Origin of the sequence: Pseudooctadecabacter jejudonensis (assembly GCF_900172275.1) — a bacterium.
GTDB classification, from domain to species: Bacteria; Pseudomonadota; Alphaproteobacteria; order Rhodobacterales; family Rhodobacteraceae; genus Octadecabacter; species Octadecabacter jejudonensis.
Genome location: NZ_FWFT01000002.1, coordinates 58838 through 77169, shown reverse-complemented (window position 1 = coordinate 77169; position 18332 = coordinate 58838). Strand labels below are relative to the sequence as shown.

Sequence of the window (18332 nt, the reverse complement as noted above, 5' to 3'; positions counted from 1 at the left end):
AGAGTCGGCTTGTCCTCACCGCCAAAAGCTGGCCCAATGGCAGGACGCGCAGAAACAGGTGGCCGATGCAGATTGATCTGAATGCAGATTTGGGGGAAGGGTTCGGGCCTTGGTCCATGGGCGATGACACGGCCATGCTGGATATCGTGACATCGGCCAATGTGGCCTGCGGCGGTCATGCCAGCGACCCCGATACGATGTATCGGACCCTCTGTCAGGCGCGCGACAAAGGCGTCACTGTCGGCGCGCATCCTGGGTTCAATGATCCGTTGGGATTTGGACGCAGGGTGATCCCCATGGCGCCTGATGAAATCGGGCGCATGGTGGTGGCGCAGATTGGGGCGTTGCAGGGGATTGCGGCCCTCGCGGGCGTCAAGGTGGCCTATGTCAAACCGCACGGCGCGCTGGGCAATCTGGCCGCGCGGGAGCGCGGTGTGGCGGATGCGATCGTGGCGGCCATTCGCGCCCTTGATCCGCAGCTGGCGCTTTTGGCCATTTCCGGCACGCAAAGCGAGGAGGCTGCCCGCGCCGCGGACCATCCGGTGTTTTCTGAGGTTTTTGCAGATCGCGGCTATCTGCCCAACGGTCAGTTGGTGCCGCGAGGACAGATTGGCGCGATGATCCATGACGCTGGCCAAGCCTCGGCACGGTTGCTGTCGTTCCTGGAGACTGGCCAGATGCCGGTGGTGGGTGGCGAGCCCATCGCGCTGAAGGCGCAGTCGATCTGCGTGCACGGCGATGGCCCAACAGCTGTCGCCATGGCGCGGGATATTCGCGCCCGTCTCACGGCGCATGGCGTGACCTTAGCTGCGTTTTTGGAGGGGTGATCCACGTGCCGCGCATGCCGACATGCACGCCGGTTGCCGACTACGGCGTCCTTGTGACCTTTGCCGACATGTTCGAGGCGGGGGCCCACGCCCGCATCCGCGCGCTGGATCAGGCGCTGTCACATGCACCGATCGAAGGGGTCACCGAATGGGTGCCTGCCTTGGTCAATCTGATGGTTGTTTTTGATCCGCTGCAGACGGACCACGGCGCGGTGACCCAAGCGGTGGAACATCTTCTATTAGAGGCCGACGTCGCGCCGACGTCTGGGCAAACCTGCGTCATCGATGTGTGCTATGACGCGCCCTTTGCGCCTGACCTTGCCGCGGTGGCGAAAACCACAGGGATGAGCCGCGATGGGGTGATCAACGCGCATCTGTCGGGCGACTATGATGTCCTGATGTTCGGCTTTGCGCCCGGCTATGGTTATTTGGGCGGCGTGCCAGACGCCATTTACGTGCCGCGCAAATCCGCCGCTGTGCCCGGTGTGCCTGCGGGCGCTGTGATGATTGCGGACCGGCAATGCCTGGTGACGACATTGACGATGCCCACCGGCTGGTCCGTCATCGGCCGGTCGCCTACGCAAATTTTGACCGGGGCCGCCGACGCCCCAACCGCGTTTCAGGTGGGGGACCGGGTGCAGTTCAACCGGATCAGCGCCGATGACATGGCCCGACAAGGCGTCACGCCGTGACGGCCCAACTTGAGGTCGTGGCCGCTGGCCCCTTGATCAGCCTGCAAGACGCGGGCCGCAGAGGCGGGCTGCGGTACGGCATTTCACCCTCTGGCCCCATGGACCCAGACGCCTTTGCCGCCGCCCATGCAGCCCTTGGCAATGCCGCAGGCAGCACGGCGGTTGAGGTGTCCTTGGGTGGCATAACCCTGAAGGGACAAGCAGCGCCCATGACCCTTGCCCTGACCGGTGGCGCGTTTGAGGTGGATCATGCGGGCACGAAGACCAGCACGCCCCAAGTCCTGACGTTGCGACCCGGCGAAACCCTTAGTCTGCGGGCTGGCGCACGCGGGAGTTGGGCCTACATCGCAGTAGCGGGCGCCTTTGAGGCTGCGTCGTGGATGGACAGCACCGCCACACAAACCGTCACGGGACTGGGCGGGGCGATGATCACGACGGGGACGCGTTTGACGGTCATTGACCCGCAGGTGCGCCCCGACCGGATCGGCTTTTTGCCGGATCCACCCGCAGCGCAGGGGCCCATCCGCGTTGTCATGGGCCCGCAAGATCATCATTTTACCGCCGCCGCACGGCAGACCTTTCTGGAGGGGGCATTCAGCGTCAGCCCCGCCTATGACCGGATGGGGATGCGGCTGAACGGGCCGCGCCTTACGCCCAACGGTGCGTTGTCGATCCCGTCTGAACCCGTTTTGCGGGGGGCGGTGCAGGTGTCGGGTGATGGCGTGCCTACTGTCTTGATGGCCGATCACCAATCGACAGGCGGCTATCCCAAGATCGCCACCGTCGTCTCTGCGGATTGGGGACGACTGGCGCAACACCGTGCGGATGACACGCTGCAGTTTGAGGCCCTGCCCGCGCAGGAGGCGTTCGCCCTCGCGCGGGCGCATCATGCGTCCCAGATGGCCTACCATGAGGCCCTCGCCATGCCCCGTGGCAGCCTCGCGGATCGCCTTATGCGCGAAAACCTGATCCACGGGCGCACGGATGACGTTATCGACTGAGCCAACGGTGAAACCCCGATGCGCAAACGGGTCAAGACTGCGCCTGTCTGTTGCGTTTTCACGGTGCCTGAAAAATAAATCTTCGGCTTACGCGCTTGGCAAAAACCAGCGCAGAATATGGCATTCTCAACCTCTCTAGGTCCAAATTAGCCCTCGCCGTGAGTCCAGCGAAGATAAATGATTTGACGCCGGACAGATTCCCTTCCTAGGCTGGCGACGCTCTAAAGCAAGTTGTGCCAATGCATGACTTATAAAGTTGCGAATGCAACGTGAACTCAACAGGGGATCATTATGATCAAGAAAACAACTGCTGCCCTCGCCCTCGGCGTTGCCGCAACACTCAGCGGCACGACAGCCATGGCTGACGGCCACGCCATCACCGTTGGTTACTTCCTCGAATGGCCCATGCCTTTCCAGTTTGCCAAAGTGAACGGCACCTACGAAGAAGCCCTCGGTATGGAAATCAACTGGGTGTCCTTCGACACCGGCACCGCGATGTCCGCCGCTATGGCATCCGGCGACGTTCAGCTGTCCGTGTCTCAGGGTGTGCCACCCTTCGTGGTCGCAACATCCGCTGGTCAGGACCTGCAGATGCTCGACGTGGCTGTGTCCTATGCTGACAACGACAACTGCGTTGTGCGCTCTGATCTGGAAATCGACGCGTCGACAGCTGGCGATCTGGCCGGTCTGAAGGCCGCTGTGCCACTGGGCACCGCAGCACACTACGGCTTCCTGCGTCAGATGGACCACTTCGGCGTTGACGTGGCATCCATGGAAATCGTTGACATGGCCCCACCGGATGGCGCCGCTGCAATCGCTCAGGGGTCCATCGACATGATGTGCGGCTGGGGCGGGTCCCTGCGTCGCGCGCTTGAGCACGGCAACACCCTGCTGACCGGCGCTGAGAAAACCGAACTCGGCATTCTGGTGTTCGACGTGACCTCCGGCCCGACCGACTGGGTTGCAGAGAACGAAGACACTGTGTCCAAGTTCCTTGCCGTCACTGCAGAAGCAAACGCCATGTGGAACGCAGGCGACATGAAAGACGAAATGCTGCCCGTGATCGCACAGGACGCTGGTATGGACGTTGAAGCCACCGAAGCCACACTCGCCACTTTTGTCTTCCCATCCGTGGAAGAGCAGCTGGGTGACGCATGGTTGGGTGCCGCTGCACCATCCTTCCTGTCCGGCGTGGCCAACGTGTTCGTTGAAGCTGGCTCCATCGACGGTGCCCTCGACAGCTACGAAGGCAACATCAACACAGGTCCATTGGCTGCTGCCAACTAAGGCCTGACACACGACCAAAGGGGTCGCCCGCGTCGATCACGGCACGGGCGGCCCTTTTTACGAAACAACCACCACGAAATCCTTAAACTTCAGCGGGGCCCCAATGTCCGGATTGGCCATCGACAATATTTCAATGCGGTTTGATCTGCCAAATGGCGGGCATGTTCAGGCGCTCCAGGATGTCACCCTCGACATCAAGCCAGGCGAAATCATGAGTGTGCTGGGCCCGTCGGGCTGCGGCAAGACCACGCTTTTGAACATCGTCGCAGGCTTTCTGGCCCCGACCGAGGGCGAGACCCGCGTGAACGATCACGTTGTCGAAGGCCCCGACGCCGAACGCGGCATGGTCTTTCAGCAAGGCGCGCTGTTCGAATGGATGTCCGTGCGCGACAACGTCAGCTTTGGCCCGCGCATGGCAGGTAAGAAAAAAGCCGACTACATGGGCAACGTGGATCATCTGCTCGACATCGTCGGCCTGCAGGATTTCAAGGAAAAGATGGTGTATGAGCTGTCGGGCGGGATGCAGCAGCGTGTGGCCTTGGCCCGCTGTCTGGCCAATGACCCCGACGTCATCTTGATGGACGAACCGCTGGGCGCGCTGGACGCGCTGACCCGCGAAAAGATGCAAAGTCTTGTGCTGAAGCTGTGGAAAGAGACGGGCAAGACGATCATTCTGATCACCCATTCGATTGACGAGGCCTTGCTGCTGGGCGAACGCGTTCTGGTCATGGCGCCGCGACCTGGCCGCATCCACAAGGAATACCGCCTGCCGTTTGCCGAAATGGGCGTGAATGCCGACCTGCGTGAGGTCAAGGAACACCCCCAATATGCGCCCACCCGTGAAGAAATCCTCACGATGATTTGGGACATGGAAGAAGAAATCATGGGCCGAACAGAGGAAGGGGCGTAACAATGGTCGATACCGTCAACCTCATGTGCACCTTTGAACGTCTGGGCACGACCCAGACAGAATTGCGTGCCTCCCCCGTGCCCGAAGGCCAGATCCTAGGCGAAAGCTACGTGCCCCCTGAGGGCTGCGACGTGGCCACGGGCTGGGAAGTCTTCGCAGGCCAGATGGGCCTCCTTGGCTCAGAGCTTTGGACCGAAACCCAAAACGTCCTCATCGGTGCGCTCAGTGCGATCCCATCCATTGCGATCTATGTGGCGATTATTTTGGCGTTCATGTTCGCATGGCGCGCGTTGAAATCGTTTTTGACACCGACGCGGGATTACACATCCCTCAAGACAGTGACCTTTGGCGATGAAAGTGCTGTGCGGTCGATGCTGTCGGCCTCGATCATCTCGGTTGTGCTGATCTTTGTGATCTGGGGGTCCTTCACCGGATCGTCCCTGATCCCGCGTTTCCTTCATTTGCCGGGCCCGTTTCTGGGTGAGGCGTCTTTCACCTACACAATGGAAGACGGGGCTGGAAATCGCGACGACGCCGAGGTCTTCGTGCGTGTGATCGAAGCAGGTGCTGAAGAAACCGACTACGAAGTCGATCCTGGCGACGGCATTGCCGCCAATGACGCCACTGAAATCGTCGAATACCGCTCCGCCATTGTGGCATGGGACCGCAATGATGCCGCCAGCCGTCGCGATGATGGCGCGCGGATCGTGGCAATCAACGGTCAAGAGTTCGAGTTCGACGCCAGCCTTGAGGACGAAGACGGCAACCTTCTTCAGACCCCGCCGACCTTCGATCTGGATTTTGGACGCGTGGCCATCACCGACCGTGGCACCATCAACATTGTGCCCAACCAAGGTGTGCAAATGCAGCCATTGTACCTGCCCGCGCCTGAGGTTGTCTGGCAGTCGTTCATCGACATCGCCAAATATGGCTATCAGAACGTCTATCTGACGGTGCACTTGGGCTTTTCATTGTTCCGCGTTGTCGTGGGCTTTTTGTTGGGCGCCATCGTCGGGATCCCGCTGGGCTACGCTATGGGCCTCAGCAACTGGTTCCGTGGCTGGTTTGACCCCATCGTCGAATTCATGCGCCCCGTTCCGCCGCTGGCCCTGATCCCGCTGGTGATCATCTGGTTCGGCATCGGGGAAGTCGGCAAGATCTTCCTGCTGTTCCTCGCCGCGCTCTGGATCATGGCGATTGCGGCGCGGTCCGGTGTGTCCGGCGTGCGGATCACCAAGGTGCATGCGGCCTATTCGCTGGGGGCGTCGAAGTGGCAAATCCTGCGGCATGTGATCATCCCGAACTCTCTGCCGGAAATTTTCACCGGTGCGCGGGTCGCGATGGGCGTATGCTGGGGCACGGTTGTGGCCGCCGAACTGGTCGCCGCTGAAGAAGGCATCGGTAAGATGATCACCACCGCGTCGAAGTTCCAGTCGACGGATATCATCCTGCTGGGCGTGATTATCATCGGCATCGTGGGCTTTGGCATCGATATGCTGATGCGCATGGCCGAACGCAAACTGGTGCCGTGGAAGGGCAAAGGCTAGTCCGGGCCAAAGCCCGGTGAAAGGTCCAGTGGACCTTTCTTAGCCTTTGCGGGCGGAGCCCCGGGGTTGGCGTGAATCGCGACACCACAGGCCCGGTGAAAGGTCCAGTGGACCTTCCGAAGCCTTTGCGGGCGGAGCCTTGGGGGTGAAGACAGCCTCCCTTCTCCGCCCCACAAACCAACTAAACGGGGGGCGGAGGCTTCAGGTCGGCGTGACATCCTCACACCTCTCTGGCCATCTTGTGAACACAAGCGGACTATGGGGTGTGGTATGAAGACGGCATGGATGACTTCCTGGCCCTCATCACCGTTTACTACGAATGTTCAGCCCTTGCTGAGGCCCATGTCCTGAGTCAGGTGGAACGGTTCGCCTGCAACGAAACCTATCAGCAGGCAAAGCGGCTGCTTTTGGACGGCCCCTTGTCCGAGCCGGGGTCTATCCTGACGCGCGATCAAAACACCCAGGCGTTTTTGGCGTTCAAGGAGTGGGAGGCCGCGAATGCGGCCCTCGTCGCGCAGCTGAAATCTCATTGATCTAACGATTGCGCCAAAGACCTTTACGCTTGGGTTTTTGTGCCCTGAGGTGAGTTTTCAAATCCGTGAAGCCGCCGATTTTTTGCCCGTCGATAAAAATGAGAGGGGTGGTGGCGATGTGGTGCTTATCTTTGAACGCATCGGTTTCAGGGCGGGTGCGCAGGATGTGCTCCTCAACCTCAAACCCTGAGGCACGCAGCAAATCGCGTGCAGCGGTGCCATAGCCGCAGGTGTAATTGGGCAAATCCATCCGGTATAAAACTGCTTTGGCCATGTGCGCCCCTTGGGGTTGGTTGCGCGTTGATATGGCCTGAACGGCATTGGCATTGTAACCCGGGCCGCGTCACGAATCCGTGTGGTGCGGTCGTGAAAAAACCCGCCCACGACACGCGCAGGCGGGTTTCTGTCTGACGGAACGCGGTTTAGTTCAGCGCAGCGTCGGTGATGGCTGTCGTGAATGCGCCCACAGGCTCTGCAGTGATCACGGGATCGGAACCACCGGCCAGCAAAGTATCCACCGTGCGCTGATAGGCTTCTTGATCCAGCGCGCCTGTGCTGCCTTGGGTCAGCTTGGCGATCTCTCCCATCATGCGGGCCTGTGCGGCCTCGGACTGGGCGCCGGTTTCATCGTATTCCATGATGATCGCGGCGGCCTCGTCGACGTTCGCCTCGGCCCAACGCCAACCGGCCATGGAGGCCCGCACAAAGCGTTCCATTTTGTCGACGAACACCGGATCCTCAAGGTTGTCTTCCAGCACGTACATGCCGTCTTCCAACGTGGCCACACCCTGATCTTCGTACTTGAATGTCACCAGTTCATCCTCGGACACGCCCGCATCCAGCACCTGACCAAATTCGTTGTAGGTCATGGTTGAAATGCAATCGGCCTCACGGTTCAGCAGCGGATCCACGTTGAAGCCCTGACGCAGCACGGTCACACCGTCGTCGCTGCCGTCCGTTGGGATGCCTTCCTGGCTCATCCAGCTGAGGAAGGGGTATTCGTTGCCGAAGAACCAGACGCCGATGGTCTTGCCGCGGAAATCCTCGACGCTTTCGATGCCAGTGTCTTTCCAGCAGGTCAGCATCAGACCCGAGGACACGAACGGTTGCGCAATATTCACCACAGGCAGCCCCGCTTCGCGCGCGGCCAATGCGGATGGCATCCAGTTCAGCATGACGTCCGCGCCGCCCCCTGCAAGCACTTGTGGGGGTGCAATATCCGGCCCACCGGGCAGGATCGTGACGTTCAGCCCTTCGTCCTCATAGAACCCCTGATCGAGGGCGGCGTAATACCCTGCGAATTGGGCTTGCGTGACCCATTGCAGTTGCAGCGTGACATCATTGGCGTGGCCATCGGCCATAGCCGTGGTGCCCATCAATGCCGCGAGCGTAGCGGTTGCGATTGTCTTTTTCATATTGACCTCCAAAGTCATGTTGGTCGGTTGCGCGATTGTTCCCCCGCGACTTTACCGTTGGGACGGGTGCCAGAATGTCACCCGTTTCTCGATCAGGGCCATCGCCCCGTAAAAGGCCGAACCCGCAAGGGCCGCGACCACAATTTCAGCCCAGACCATATCCATGGCAAGGCGACCGACGGATGTTGAAATCCGAAAGCCCATGCCAACCGTGGGGGAGCCGAAAAATTCAGCAACAATGGCGCCAATCAAGGCAAGCGTTGTCGCGATTTTAAGTCCGTTGAAGATGAACGGCAGTGCCGCAGGCAGGCGCAGTTTCAGCAGGCTGGGCCAATAGCCCGCGCCATAGGTCCGCATCAGATCACGTTGCATAGCTGAGGTATCCCGTAGGCCTGCAACCGTGTTCACAAGGATCGGAAAGAAGACCATAACAGCGACGACCGCCGCCTTGCTTTCCCAATCACTGCCCAGCCATTTGACGAAAATTGGCGCTGTGCCGACAATAGGCAGGGCCGCCATAAACGCGCCCACAGGCAGGATGCCGCGGGTCAGGAAATCGGACCGGTCGGCCAGCAAGGCCACGCCAAACGCCGCGATCATGCCGATGATATACCCCGTCAGCGCGCCCTTGATGATCGTCTGGTTGAAATCAGCCATGAGTGTCGGGATAGACGACGCGAATGTCACCGCGATGTCAGACGGGGCGGGCAGGATCACGCCGCTGATGTCATAGGCCCGCACTGCGATTTCCCACATGGCAATCAGGGTCAGGCCGAAGACGGCGGGGATCAAAAGGCGCACGCCCGCCGTGTCAGAGGCCGCACTATGTGCCAGACGTGTGTTCACCCACCAGCCTGCCGCCCAAACGCCCAGGATGAGTGCCAATGCCATCATGCTGCCGCCCCCGCCATGCCCATACGCCGCAAGGTGCGTCGTTCAATCAGGCTCAGGATGGCGACAAGCAAGGCCGCTGTGATCGCCGCCCCGAACAGCGCGGCCCATGTGACGATTGGCTGACCATATTGGTCCCCCACCAGCATCCGCGCCCCAAAGCCCGCGCGCGCACCCGTGGGCAGTTCGCCCACGATCGCCCCCACAAGCGCCGCCGATATGCCGATTTTCAAGGAAGCGAACAGATACGGCATTGATGCAGGCAGCCGCAGTTTCCAAAAGCCCTGACCGGCGTTGGCGTTGTAGGTGCGCAGCAGGTCCAGCTGCATGCCATCCGGGCTGCGCAGCCCCTTTACCATGCCGACGACCACAGGGAAAAACGACAGATAAGCCGAGATGATGGACTTGGGCAAAAGCCCCTGAATGCCGATGGACCCCATCATCACGATCACCATGGGCGCCAACGCCAGAATGGGGATGGTCTGCGACGTGATCGCCCAGGGCATCACGGATTTGTCCATCGTGCGATTGTAGACGATGCCCACCGCCAACAAGATGCCAAGGGTGGTGCCAATCGCAAACCCCAGCAGTGTGGCCGACAGCGTGACCCAGGCATGATAGACCAAGGACCGACGTGAGGTTGGGTTCTTCATCACCACCGTATCCCATAACTCTGCCCCCACCTGATGGGGCGAGGGCAGGCGAGGCCGCTCAAGCGTGTAGGTCATCCCCCAGATGCCGGTGTTTTGCAGGGCCAGCGACAGGCCCGACAGCTCTTTGCGCTCTGCCGGTGTGTCGGGTGTGACCGCGATGTCCTGACGGGCGGCCTGATCAGCCGTCAGGTGGATGTTCATGGGCACCACGGCGGCGATCCAGATGCCAAGGATGACAGCGATGACTGTGACGACCGGAAAGAGAGTGCGAAGCGCGTTCATTTTGTCTGCACGCCCCAGCCTTTGTAGGCCTGCCAGCCGTTCAGGGCTGCGGCCAGACCCAAAAGCAGGGCCGCGGTCATGCTGCCGTCAGCCACCCACATGCCCGCGGCCAGTGCACAGACGACAGCCGCAAACAGGGACAGTTTTGGCCGCGGCGTGCCTTTGCGCCAGCGTGGGGCCGATGGTTTCGCAGCATCCCCCTCGGTCATGCCGCGTCATCCTGATGGCCTGCGCGCAATCCGTCGCGGACGCGGTGGGCGATCTCGATAAATTCGGGGCTGTCGCGGATATCCAAGGGCCGTTCGCGGGGCAGGGGGCTTTCGATGACATCGCTGATCCGTCCCGGACGCGGGGACATGACAACGATCTTTGTGCTCAGATACACCGCCTCTGGAATGGAATGGGTCACAAAGCCGATGGTCTTTTCGGTGCGCCCCCAAAGCGCCAGCAGCTGTTCGTTCAAATGGTCGCGCACGATTTCATCCAGCGCACCAAAGGGTTCATCCATCAGCAGGATATCCGCATCAAACGCCAGCGCGCGGGCAATCGACGCACGCTGCTGCATCCCGCCCGACAGCTGCCATGGGAATTTCTTGTCAAATCCCGACAGTTCAACCAAATCCAGAACGCGGGCGACGCGGTCGCGCTGTTCGGCTTTCGAGAATCCCATAATCTCAAGCGGAAGGCGAATGTTGCCGCCAATCGTGCGCCACGGATAAAGCCCTGCGGCTTGAAACACGTAGCCGTAGGCCCGCGCGCGGCGGGCCTCATCGGGCGACATGCCATTGACCGTGATCTGCCCTGCGGTCGGCGTCTCAAGCCCTGCGATACAGCGTAAAAACGTCGTCTTCCCGCAGCCCGACGGCCCAATGAAGGACACGAAATCCCCCTTCTGAATGTCGAGATTCACATCTCGCAGGGCATGCACCGGCCCGTCGTTTGTCTGAAACGTCAGATCAAGCGCACGGGCCGAAATCACTGGGTCTTGCGTCATTGGCACGATGTCAGTTCACTCCGAATTTCAGGGTAGTCGGAGGGGTAAACCACATAGCGATCCACATCCGACGTCGTTTCAATCATGTAATAGGTTTCCCATGTGTCGCCTTCGCCCGAACATTCGAGCGTCACAAGAGCCGCCCCACTGCCCGCCTGTTGGGACCCCGTGATGGGACAGCGGCTTTCCCAAAATTCAAAGGCCCCTTCGGCCCAGATGATGACCCCGTCATTGGCAACTTTACCCGCCAAACGGGCGCATCCGGCCTCATTGGCATAAACCTGGGCTTGCGCGGTGATCGGCAAAAGCCCAGTCAAAAGAACAGCAATACGCATTGAAAAAATCCTTTGGTTTGAAAATCAATGCTTGTGTTATCAAACGCCTGTCGCCGGAATGCCAGTGCGTTCCACAGGGCGTGGGGCCGTCAGCTCTTTCCATGTGCTCAGGGCACGGTTCGTGGCCCCGTTGCCCGCGCGTTTGACGAATTTGCCGTGGCCTTCTTGGGTGCGCACCTCTCCGTCGTGGATGGCGACATGGCCGCGGGTCAGCGTAAACCTTGGCAGGCCTTTGACCTGCTGGCCTTCGAAGACGTTGTAATCAATGGCGGATTGCTGTGCGTCTGCTGTGATGGTCTTTTCCTTTGCCGGATCCCACACAACCAGATCCGCGTCCGCACCCACGGCCACAGCCCCTTTGCGCGGATAGCAATTCAGGATCTTTGCGATGTTGGTTGAGGTCACGGCCACAAATTCATTGGGGGTCAACCGGCCCGTTTCCACGCCGTGGGTCCACAGCATCGGCATCCGGTCCTCAAGCCCGCCGGTGCCATTGGGGATCTTGGTAAAATCGCCCACGCCAAAGCGTTTCTGCTCTGTGGTGAAGGCGCAATGGTCCGTTGCCACGACCGACAGGCTACCGCTTTGCAGGCCCGCCCACAGGCTGTCTTGATGTTTCTTGTTGCGGAAGGGGGGGGACATGACGCGGCGGGCGGCATGGTCCCAATCTTTGTTGAAATACTCGGACTCGTCCAACGTAAGGTGCTGGATCAGGGGTTCCCCCCAAACGCGTTTGCCCTGCTGACGCGCGCGCCGGATCGCCTCATGGGCCTCCTCGCAGGACGTGTGCACAACGTACAAGGGCACGCCCGCCATATCGGCGATCATAATGGCGCGGTTTGTGGCCTCGCCTTCGACCTGACTGGGCCGGGAGTAGGCGTGGGCCTCTGGTCCTGTGTTGCCCTCGGCCAGCAGTTTGGCGGAGAGTTCCGCCACCACATCGCCGTTCTCGGCGTGGACCATGGCGATGCCGCCCAGTTCTGACAGGCGGTTGAAGCTGCTGAACAGCTCATCATCGTTCACCATCAACGCGCCCTTGTAGGCGAGGAAGTGTTTGAACGTGTTGATGCCGCGATCCTCGATCACGGTCTTCATGTCGTTGAACACTTGTTCCCCCCACCACGTGACCGCCATGTGGAAGGAGTAGTCGCAGTTCGCGCGGGTCGATTTGTTGTCCCAGCGTTTGATCGCATCCAGCAGGCTTTCGCCTTGGTTGGGCAGGCAGAAATCCACGACCATAGTGGTGCCGCCTGCCAGTGCCGCGCGGGTGCCGCTTTCAAAATCATCGGTGGAATAGGTCCCCATAAACGGCATTTCCAGATGCACATGGGGATCAATGCCGCCGGGCATGACATAGCAGCCCGTCGCATCCAGCTCTTCGTCCCCCTTCAGGCCCTTGCCGATCTCAACGATCTGTCCGTTCTCAATCAGGACATCGGCCTCATAGGTGAGGTCATGGGTGACAATGGTGCCGTTTTTGATGACTTTGGTCATGGTGGCCTCTTAAATTTGGATAATCAGAAGGTTCTGGTCGATGTCGAAATCCGTGTCGGCCACCGTGATGTCTTGCAGGGCAAGCCGTTCTTCGATGTCCTCTGCCATTCCGCCGTCAGAAAACTGGATCATGAAGGCCTGCGCTGCGGCTTCATGCCCGTCGCCTTCGAACCGAATGGTAATGTTGGTGACGTCGCCTGTGGGGGTATCGCTCATCGGGGGGGTCTTCCTTCATCTGACCAAAAAACTCTGGGGGTCTGGGGGCCAGCCCCCAGCGGTGGCGGGTCTGGGGGCTGGCCCCCCGGTTTGGCGCTAAGTCACAATCTCCGCCGTCTCCAGCACCGCATGCAACAGAACATCGGCCCCGGCTGTTGCCCACTCTTGGCTGATTTCTTCGGCTTCGTGATGCGACAGCCCATCGACACAGGGGCACATGACCATGGCTGTCGGGTACAAATCATTGATCCAGCACGCATCATGCCCCGCACCCGAGACGATATCCATGTGGCTGTATCCCAACCGTTCGGCTGCATCGCGGATGGCGCCCACGCAGCCTTCGTCAAAGGCAGGCGGATCGAATTGGCCGACGATCTCGGCCGAAAACTCAACACCAATGTCAGCGCAGACCGCTGGTGCGCGCTCCATCAGTTCGTCCACCATAGCGTTGAGCTTATCCAACAGATGCGTGCGCATATCGACGGTGAAGACCACCTTGCCAGGGATCACATTGCGTGAGTTCGGGTACACATCAATATGCCCAATCGCGCCCACTGCATTGGGTTGGTTCTTCATCGCGATCTCATGGACCAGTTCCGTGATCAGCGCCAAACCGCGCCCTGCGTTCTTGCGCATGTGCATGGGGGTCGATCCGGTGTGGCTTTCCTTGCCCGTCACCGTGCATTCGATCCAGCGCAGGCCTTGGCCGTGGGTGACGACGCCGATGTCGCGCCCCTCCGCCTCCAGGATCGGGCCTTGTTCGATGTGCAACTCAAAAAAGGCATGCATCTTGCGGTCGCCCACTTTTTCAGGGCCTTTCCAGCCAATGCGTTCCAGCTCATCCCCGAACCGTTTTCCGTCGGCATCGCGGCGGTCCCGCGCCCACTCCAGATCATGTTTGCCCGCGAACACGCCGGATGCCAGCATCGCAGGGGCAAAGCGCGTGCCTTCTTCGTTGGTCCAGTTTGTCACGACAATCGGGTGCTTTGTTTTGATACCAAGATCATTCATCGTGCGGATGATCTCAAGCCCGCCCAGCACGCCCAGCACGCCGTCATACTTGCCACCCGTGGGCTGCGTGTCCAAGTGCGACCCAACATACACCGGTAGGGCGTCAGGGTCCGTGCCCTCACGGCGCGCGAACATATTGCCGATTTCGTCCACGCCCATGATGCAGCCCGCGTCTTCGCACCATGTTTGAAACAGGTGCCGACCTTCGCTGTCTTCGTCCGTCAGGGTTTGCCGGTTGTTGCCACCCGCCACGCCGGGTCCGATTTTTGCCATCTCCATCAGGCTGTCCCAGAGGCGGGCGCCGTTGGTCTTCAGGTTCTCACCGGCTGCTGGCATGATGTCTCCAATCAGGCTTCTCATATTTGACCATCTGGTCAAACACACGCTAACAGAGGTCCGCTGTCCGTCAAGGATTTTGCTTAACCCTTGGGCAGGTTGACGTTAAACCCCGCTAATATGGGCCATATTGCCCAAAACATCAGCAGAGTGTTCACCCCATGGCCAAATCAGACACGCGCATTCAGAAAAAGAACCAGGCGGCCATTCTTGGCGCGGGGTTGGAGGTGTTTTCCCAATTCGGGTTTCGCGGATCGACACTGGACCAAGTGGCCGAGGCTGCGGGCATGTCGAAGCCCAATTTGCTGTATTATTTCAAATCGAAAGAGGGGATTTACACCGCCCTCTTGTCCCAGCTGCTGAACGATTGGTTGGAACCGCTGCAGGCCTTGGACGCCGAGGGCGATCCGATTGAACAGATCATTGCATACGCGCGGCGCAAACTGGCGATGTCCCAGCATTATCCCCGCGAAAGCCGCCTGTTTGCCAATGAAATCATTCAAGGAGCTCCGCGTATTGGGGACGTTCTGCGCGGAGAGTTGAAAGATCTGGTGGATGAAAAAGTCGCCGTCATCCGCAGGTGGCAGGCGGCGGGCCGGATTGCCGACGTGTCCCCCTACCATTTGATATTTACGATTTGGTCGCTCACCCAGCATTACGCCGATTTCGACGTTCAGGTCCGCGCCATTCTACCCGACGAAGACCCGTTTGAGGGCGCGGCCCTGCATTTGGACCGCACCCTTCAGGCTATTTTGACACCCTGATCACTCCGCCGCTTGTGCCGCCGGATTGTTGGGGTGGGTTGTCCAGTTGGCATAATCTTTCTGCACCGTTTTGCCGGTGCGTGGATCAATTGTTCCCGGTTCAAGCGCCACCATCGAGATACAGTTTTCCACGGGGCAGACATCAACACATAAATTGCAGGCCACGCATTCTTCGTCGATCACACTGAACGTGCGATCCTCAGACATGGCGATGGCCTGATGTGATGTGTCTTCGCAGGCCGCATAGCACCGCCCACAGGAAATACAGGCGTCTTGGTCGATCTTGGCCTTGGCCACGTAGTTGAGGTTCAGGTACTGCCAATCCGTTGTGTTTGGCACCGCAGCGCCCATGAAATCCTGAATGGAGGTGTGGCCCTTTTCGTCCATCCACTGGCTCAACCCGCTGATCATCTCCTGCACGATCTTGAAGCCATAGGTCATGGCCGCCGTGCAGACCTGTACGTTGCCACAGCCCAGAGTGATGAACTCCGCCGCGTCGCGCCACGTGGTCACCCCGCCAATGCCGGAAATGGGCAGGCCGGCGGTGTCTGGATCACGGGCAATTTCACTGACCATCGACATGGCGATGGGTTTCACCGCCGGCCCGCAATAGCCACCATGGGTGCCTTTGCCGTCGATGCTGGGCTCTGGCGACATGGTGTCGAGGTTGACGGAGGTGATTGAGTTGATCGTGTTGATCAGGCTGACCGCATCGGCCCCGCCACGTTTCGCCGCCGCCGCAGGTTTGCGGATGTCGGTGATGTTGGGCGTCAGCTTTACGATCACAGGCTTGGAGTAATACTGCTTGCACCAACGCGTCACCATTTCGATGTATTCGGGCACTTGGCCCACGGCGGCGCCCATGCCGCGTTCGGACATCCCGTGCGGGCAGCCGAAGTTCAGCTCAATCCCGTCGGCGCCCGTATCCTCAACCAGCGGCAGGATCGCCTTCCACGCCTCTTCCTCACACGGGACCATGATGGAGACGATCACGGCGCGGTCGGGGTAGTCGGCCTTCACCCGTTTGATCTCTTCAAGGTTGGTATAGAGGTCGCGGTCGGTGATCAGTTCGATGTTGTTGATCCCCAACACCCGCCGGTCCGCACCGTACACCACGCCGTAGCGGGGGCCGTTCACATTCACCACCGGCGGCCCTTCGGACCCCAGCGTTTTCCAAACCACACCGCCCCATCCGGCCTCAAAGGCGCGGCGGACGTTGTATTCCTTGTCCGTGGGTGGGGCAGAGGCAAGCCAGAAGGGGTTGGGGCTTTTGATGCCCAGAAAATCTGTTGTCAGGTCCGCCATTTATCCGTCCCCCATCAAGGTTGCATGAATATCCATCGCCGCGTCGCGGCCCTCGGCCACCGCTGTTACCGTCAGATCATCGCCTCCGGCCGCACAGTCGCCGCCTGCCCAGACGCCCGCGCGGGACGTACGGCCCGCGCCCGTGACGGCAATCTTGCGTCCGTCCAGGTCCAGCCCCGCATCGGTCGTCAGGGTCTGGCCGATTGCGCGGAACACTTGATCGGCGGGCAGGCGGAGTGTCTCGCCCGTGCCTTTCAGGGTGCCGTCTGTTGTCTCGGTGCGTTCCAGTTCAATCTCAACCGCCGATCCATTGCCGTGAATTGCAATGGGCATCGCGTTGAACAGCAATTTCACCCCATGGGACGCGGCCAAGTCCTGTTCATAGCGGCTGGCGCCCATGGCATCCCGGCCGCGGCGGTATGCGATTGTCACCGTGTCCGCCCCCAGCAGTTTGGACTGCACCGCCGCATCCACGGCCGTCATCCCGCCGCCGATCACGACGACGTTGCGACCAACGGGGAGGGAGGACAGATCGTCCGTCTGGCGGAGCGTCTCAATAAAGCTAACCGCGTCATCGACCCCGTCTTTGTCATCGCCCGGCGCGCCAAGGGCATTCACCCCGCCCAGACCCACCGCAAGGAACGTGGCCGCAAAACAGCCCACCACATCGTCGAGCTTCAATTCTTTGCCCAAAGCCATGCCGGTCTTGATCTCAATCCCGCCGATGGAACACAGCCAGTCAACCTCACGCGCGGCGAAGTCGTCGGTCGATTTGTAGGCGGCGATGCCGTATTCATTCAGGCCACCCGCCTTGGGCATGGCGTCATAGATTGTCACGTCATGGCCCAACATTGCCAACCGGTGCGCACAGGACAGACCCGCGGGGCCTGCGCCAATCACGGCCACCTTTTTGCCGGTCTCAGGTGCGCGGCTGTAGGGCATTGTGCCTTTGGCCATGACCGTGTCGGTGGCGTAGCGCTGCAAGCGCCCAATCTCAACGGGTTTGCCCTCGGCCAACTCGCGCACACAGGCCTGTTCGCACAAATCCTCGGTCGGGCAAACACGGGCGCACATACCGCCCAGAATGTTCTGATCAAAGATCGTCTTGGCCGCGGCCTCCGGCGTGCCCGTGGCGATCTGGCGGATGAACAGGGGGATGTCGATGTCCGTGGGACAGGCCGTGATGCAGGGCGCATCATGGCAGAAATAACAACGGTCCGCGGCGACGGCGGCCTCATGCCCGTCAAGGGGCGCATGCAGGTCGGCAAAATTCTCGGCCAGATCATCCGGCGCTAAACGCGCGGCGGCAATGCCGGGGGTGTAAGGCGAATTCATGTTGGCTCCCGTGTGTCAGTTGCTGATTTCACCTTGGCACAGAATATTTTTTTATCAAACGGTAAAATTTAGAACCATGGGGAAGGTGTGATGTTGCCGAACTTTGCGTAGACGCGCAGCACCATTTGCCTAAGATGAAGGCGGAAACTGAACGCAATTGCAGCCGGAGGCCCCGCCATGCCCGCCTATGCCATCGTCCAAGTGGACGTCAAAGATGCCGACGAATACGCCAAATACGCTGAACTGGCCGGACCAGCCGTGGCGAAATACGGCGGTGAATTTCTGGCCCGTGGCGGCAAAGTTGAGGTGATGGAGGGCACGACCCGTGCCCGCTGTGTCATCGTCAAATTCGCAGACATGGACACCGCCAAGACGTTTTATCACAGCCCCGAATACCAAGAGGCGCTGTCCTACGCGCTGCCTGTATCTGACCGAGACTACAAATTCGTCGAAGGCTTATAGCCCAAGACATACCCACAATTTGGTAATTTACGTCAGTTGATG

21 protein-coding genes are annotated in these 18332 nt (G+C 60.1%); 9 read left to right on the top strand and 12 right to left on the bottom strand.

The window, feature by feature from the left end; genetic code table 11:
- Positions 1–65: 65 nt before the first annotated feature.
- The 7 genes from PSJ8397_RS05445 to PSJ8397_RS05415 all read left to right on the top strand — a co-directional run bounded on the left by PSJ8397_RS05445 (position 66) and on the right by PSJ8397_RS05415 (position 6797).
- Complete coding sequence (locus PSJ8397_RS05445; RefSeq protein ID WP_085863591.1) at positions 66–827, top strand: LamB/YcsF family protein; 762 nt, start codon at positions 66–68, stop codon at positions 825–827.
- Between the two features lie 14 nt (positions 828–841).
- On the top strand, positions 842–1519 hold the full coding sequence (locus PSJ8397_RS05440) for a 5-oxoprolinase subunit B family protein (RefSeq protein ID WP_085863590.1): 678 nt from the start codon (positions 842–844) through the stop codon (positions 1517–1519).
- Positions 1516–2520 (top strand): 5-oxoprolinase subunit C family protein, encoded by a 1005-nt coding sequence (locus tag PSJ8397_RS05435; protein ID WP_085863589.1) that lies wholly within the window; start codon positions 1516–1518, stop codon positions 2518–2520. Before PSJ8397_RS05440 ends, PSJ8397_RS05435 begins: the two co-directional genes overlap by 4 nt.
- A gap of 291 nt (positions 2521–2811) precedes the next feature.
- On the top strand, positions 2812–3807 hold the full coding sequence (locus tag PSJ8397_RS05430; RefSeq protein WP_085863588.1) for a taurine ABC transporter substrate-binding protein: 996 nt from the start codon (positions 2812–2814) through the stop codon (positions 3805–3807).
- A gap of 103 nt (positions 3808–3910) precedes the next feature.
- Positions 3911–4717, top strand: a complete 807-nt coding sequence (locus tag PSJ8397_RS05425; RefSeq protein WP_085863587.1) for an ABC transporter ATP-binding protein — start codon at positions 3911–3913, stop codon at positions 4715–4717.
- A 2-nt stretch (positions 4718–4719) separates the two neighbouring features.
- Positions 4720–6264: an ABC transporter permease gene (locus PSJ8397_RS05420; RefSeq protein WP_085863586.1), complete on the top strand. Its 1545-nt coding sequence runs from the start codon at positions 4720–4722 to the stop codon at positions 6262–6264.
- Between the two features lie 281 nt (positions 6265–6545).
- Positions 6546–6797 carry a hypothetical protein gene (locus tag PSJ8397_RS05415; protein ID WP_143515378.1) on the top strand — a complete coding sequence of 84 codons (252 nt, stop codon included), beginning with the start codon at positions 6546–6548 and terminating at the stop codon, positions 6795–6797.
- 1 nt (position 6798) lies between these two features.
- Here the strand turns inward: PSJ8397_RS05415 and PSJ8397_RS05410 are convergent, their stop codons facing one another.
- From PSJ8397_RS05410 to PSJ8397_RS05365, 10 genes are all read right to left on the bottom strand, one after another.
- Complete coding sequence (locus PSJ8397_RS05410) at positions 6799–7071, bottom strand: glutaredoxin family protein (RefSeq protein ID WP_085863584.1); 273 nt, start codon at positions 7069–7071, stop codon at positions 6799–6801.
- 148 nt (positions 7072–7219) lie between these two features.
- Positions 7220–8212: an ABC transporter substrate-binding protein gene (locus PSJ8397_RS05405; RefSeq protein WP_085864258.1), complete on the bottom strand. Its 993-nt coding sequence runs from the start codon at positions 8210–8212 to the stop codon at positions 7220–7222.
- Positions 8213–8263: 51 nt separating this feature from the next.
- The gene (locus tag PSJ8397_RS05400) at positions 8264–9106 is read right to left on the bottom strand and encodes an ABC transporter permease (RefSeq protein WP_085863583.1); all 843 of its coding nucleotides are present in this window, start codon (positions 9104–9106) and stop codon (positions 8264–8266) included.
- A complete protein-coding gene (locus PSJ8397_RS05395) occupies positions 9103–10038 on the bottom strand; it encodes an ABC transporter permease (protein WP_085863582.1) in 936 nt (311 codons plus the stop codon). Before PSJ8397_RS05395 ends, PSJ8397_RS05400 begins: the two co-directional genes overlap by 4 nt.
- Entirely contained in the window at positions 10035–10247 is a 213-nt protein-coding gene (locus tag PSJ8397_RS05390) for a hypothetical protein (RefSeq protein WP_085863581.1), read from the bottom strand. Before PSJ8397_RS05390 ends, PSJ8397_RS05395 begins: the two co-directional genes overlap by 4 nt.
- Positions 10244–11032, bottom strand: a complete 789-nt coding sequence (locus tag PSJ8397_RS05385; protein WP_085863580.1) for an ABC transporter ATP-binding protein — start codon at positions 11030–11032, stop codon at positions 10244–10246. The genes PSJ8397_RS05390 and PSJ8397_RS05385 overlap by 4 nt, the downstream gene beginning before the upstream one ends.
- Positions 11029–11367 carry a hypothetical protein gene (locus tag PSJ8397_RS05380; RefSeq protein ID WP_085863579.1) on the bottom strand — a complete coding sequence of 113 codons (339 nt, stop codon included), beginning with the start codon at positions 11365–11367 and terminating at the stop codon, positions 11029–11031. The genes PSJ8397_RS05385 and PSJ8397_RS05380 overlap by 4 nt, the downstream gene beginning before the upstream one ends.
- A gap of 39 nt (positions 11368–11406) precedes the next feature.
- Positions 11407–12861 carry a dihydropyrimidinase gene (gene hydA / locus PSJ8397_RS05375; RefSeq protein WP_085863578.1) on the bottom strand — a complete coding sequence of 485 codons (1455 nt, stop codon included), beginning with the start codon at positions 12859–12861 and terminating at the stop codon, positions 11407–11409.
- 9 nt (positions 12862–12870) lie between these two features.
- Positions 12871–13077 (bottom strand): hypothetical protein, encoded by a 207-nt coding sequence (locus PSJ8397_RS05370; RefSeq protein ID WP_085863577.1) that lies wholly within the window; start codon positions 13075–13077, stop codon positions 12871–12873.
- A 96-nt stretch (positions 13078–13173) separates the two neighbouring features.
- Positions 13174–14424, bottom strand: coding sequence for a Zn-dependent hydrolase (locus PSJ8397_RS05365; protein ID WP_085864257.1), 1251 nt, complete (start codon positions 14422–14424; stop codon positions 13174–13176).
- A 161-nt stretch (positions 14425–14585) separates the two neighbouring features.
- Between PSJ8397_RS05365 and PSJ8397_RS05360 the strand changes: the two genes are divergently transcribed.
- Positions 14586–15188 (top strand): TetR family transcriptional regulator C-terminal domain-containing protein, encoded by a 603-nt coding sequence (locus tag PSJ8397_RS05360; RefSeq protein WP_085863576.1) that lies wholly within the window; start codon positions 14586–14588, stop codon positions 15186–15188.
- On the opposite strand, the gene preA is transcribed toward PSJ8397_RS05360, so the two are convergent.
- A complete protein-coding gene (gene preA, locus PSJ8397_RS05355) occupies positions 15189–16493 on the bottom strand; it encodes an NAD-dependent dihydropyrimidine dehydrogenase subunit PreA (RefSeq protein ID WP_085863575.1) in 1305 nt (434 codons plus the stop codon). It abuts the gene before it with no gap.
- Positions 16494–17828, bottom strand: a complete 1335-nt coding sequence (locus PSJ8397_RS05350; protein ID WP_085863574.1) for an NAD(P)-dependent oxidoreductase — start codon at positions 17826–17828, stop codon at positions 16494–16496.
- Positions 17829–18005: 177 nt separating this feature from the next.
- Here PSJ8397_RS05350 and PSJ8397_RS05345 point away from each other — a divergent pair, with 177 nt between their 5' ends.
- Complete coding sequence (locus tag PSJ8397_RS05345; RefSeq protein WP_085863573.1) at positions 18006–18290, top strand: DUF1330 domain-containing protein; 285 nt, start codon at positions 18006–18008, stop codon at positions 18288–18290.
- The last annotated feature ends 42 nt before the right edge of the window (positions 18291–18332 follow it).

Bases quoted from the DNA above. Each gene is read 5' to 3' on its own strand.
- PSJ8397_RS05345 (WP_085863573.1), top strand. From the start codon at position 18,006: ATGCCCGCCTATGCCATCGTCCAAGTGGACGTCAAAGATGCCGACGAA.
- PSJ8397_RS05385 (WP_085863580.1), bottom strand. From the start codon at position 11,032: ATGACGCAAGACCCAGTGATTTCGGCCCGTGCGCTTGATCTGACGTTT.
- PSJ8397_RS05350 (WP_085863574.1), bottom strand. From the start codon at position 17,828: ATGAATTCGCCTTACACCCCCGGCATTGCCGCCGCGCGTTTAGCGCCG.
- PSJ8397_RS05420 (WP_085863586.1), top strand. From the start codon at position 4,720: ATGGTCGATACCGTCAACCTCATGTGCACCTTTGAACGTCTGGGCACG.
- PSJ8397_RS05430 (WP_085863588.1), top strand. From the start codon at position 2,812: ATGATCAAGAAAACAACTGCTGCCCTCGCCCTCGGCGTTGCCGCAACA.
- PSJ8397_RS05445 (WP_085863591.1), top strand. From the start codon at position 66: ATGCAGATTGATCTGAATGCAGATTTGGGGGAAGGGTTCGGGCCTTGG.
- PSJ8397_RS05410 (WP_085863584.1), bottom strand. From the start codon at position 7,071: ATGGCCAAAGCAGTTTTATACCGGATGGATTTGCCCAATTACACCTGC.
- PSJ8397_RS05390 (WP_085863581.1), bottom strand. From the start codon at position 10,247: ATGACCGAGGGGGATGCTGCGAAACCATCGGCCCCACGCTGGCGCAAA.
- PSJ8397_RS05415 (WP_143515378.1), top strand. From the start codon at position 6,546: ATGGATGACTTCCTGGCCCTCATCACCGTTTACTACGAATGTTCAGCC.
- PSJ8397_RS05405 (WP_085864258.1), bottom strand. From the start codon at position 8,212: ATGAAAAAGACAATCGCAACCGCTACGCTCGCGGCATTGATGGGCACC.
- PSJ8397_RS05370 (WP_085863577.1), bottom strand. From the start codon at position 13,077: ATGAGCGATACCCCCACAGGCGACGTCACCAACATTACCATTCGGTTC.
- PSJ8397_RS05400 (WP_085863583.1), bottom strand. From the start codon at position 9,106: ATGATGGCATTGGCACTCATCCTGGGCGTTTGGGCGGCAGGCTGGTGG.
- hydA (WP_085863578.1), bottom strand. From the start codon at position 12,861: ATGACCAAAGTCATCAAAAACGGCACCATTGTCACCCATGACCTCACC.
- PSJ8397_RS05360 (WP_085863576.1), top strand. From the start codon at position 14,586: ATGGCCAAATCAGACACGCGCATTCAGAAAAAGAACCAGGCGGCCATT.
- PSJ8397_RS05425 (WP_085863587.1), top strand. From the start codon at position 3,911: ATGTCCGGATTGGCCATCGACAATATTTCAATGCGGTTTGATCTGCCA.
- PSJ8397_RS05440 (WP_085863590.1), top strand. From the start codon at position 842: ATGCCGACATGCACGCCGGTTGCCGACTACGGCGTCCTTGTGACCTTT.
- PSJ8397_RS05365 (WP_085864257.1), bottom strand. From the start codon at position 14,424: ATGCCAGCAGCCGGTGAGAACCTGAAGACCAACGGCGCCCGCCTCTGG.
- PSJ8397_RS05380 (WP_085863579.1), bottom strand. From the start codon at position 11,367: ATGCGTATTGCTGTTCTTTTGACTGGGCTTTTGCCGATCACCGCGCAA.
- preA (WP_085863575.1), bottom strand. From the start codon at position 16,493: ATGGCGGACCTGACAACAGATTTTCTGGGCATCAAAAGCCCCAACCCC.
- PSJ8397_RS05395 (WP_085863582.1), bottom strand. From the start codon at position 10,038: ATGAACGCGCTTCGCACTCTCTTTCCGGTCGTCACAGTCATCGCTGTC.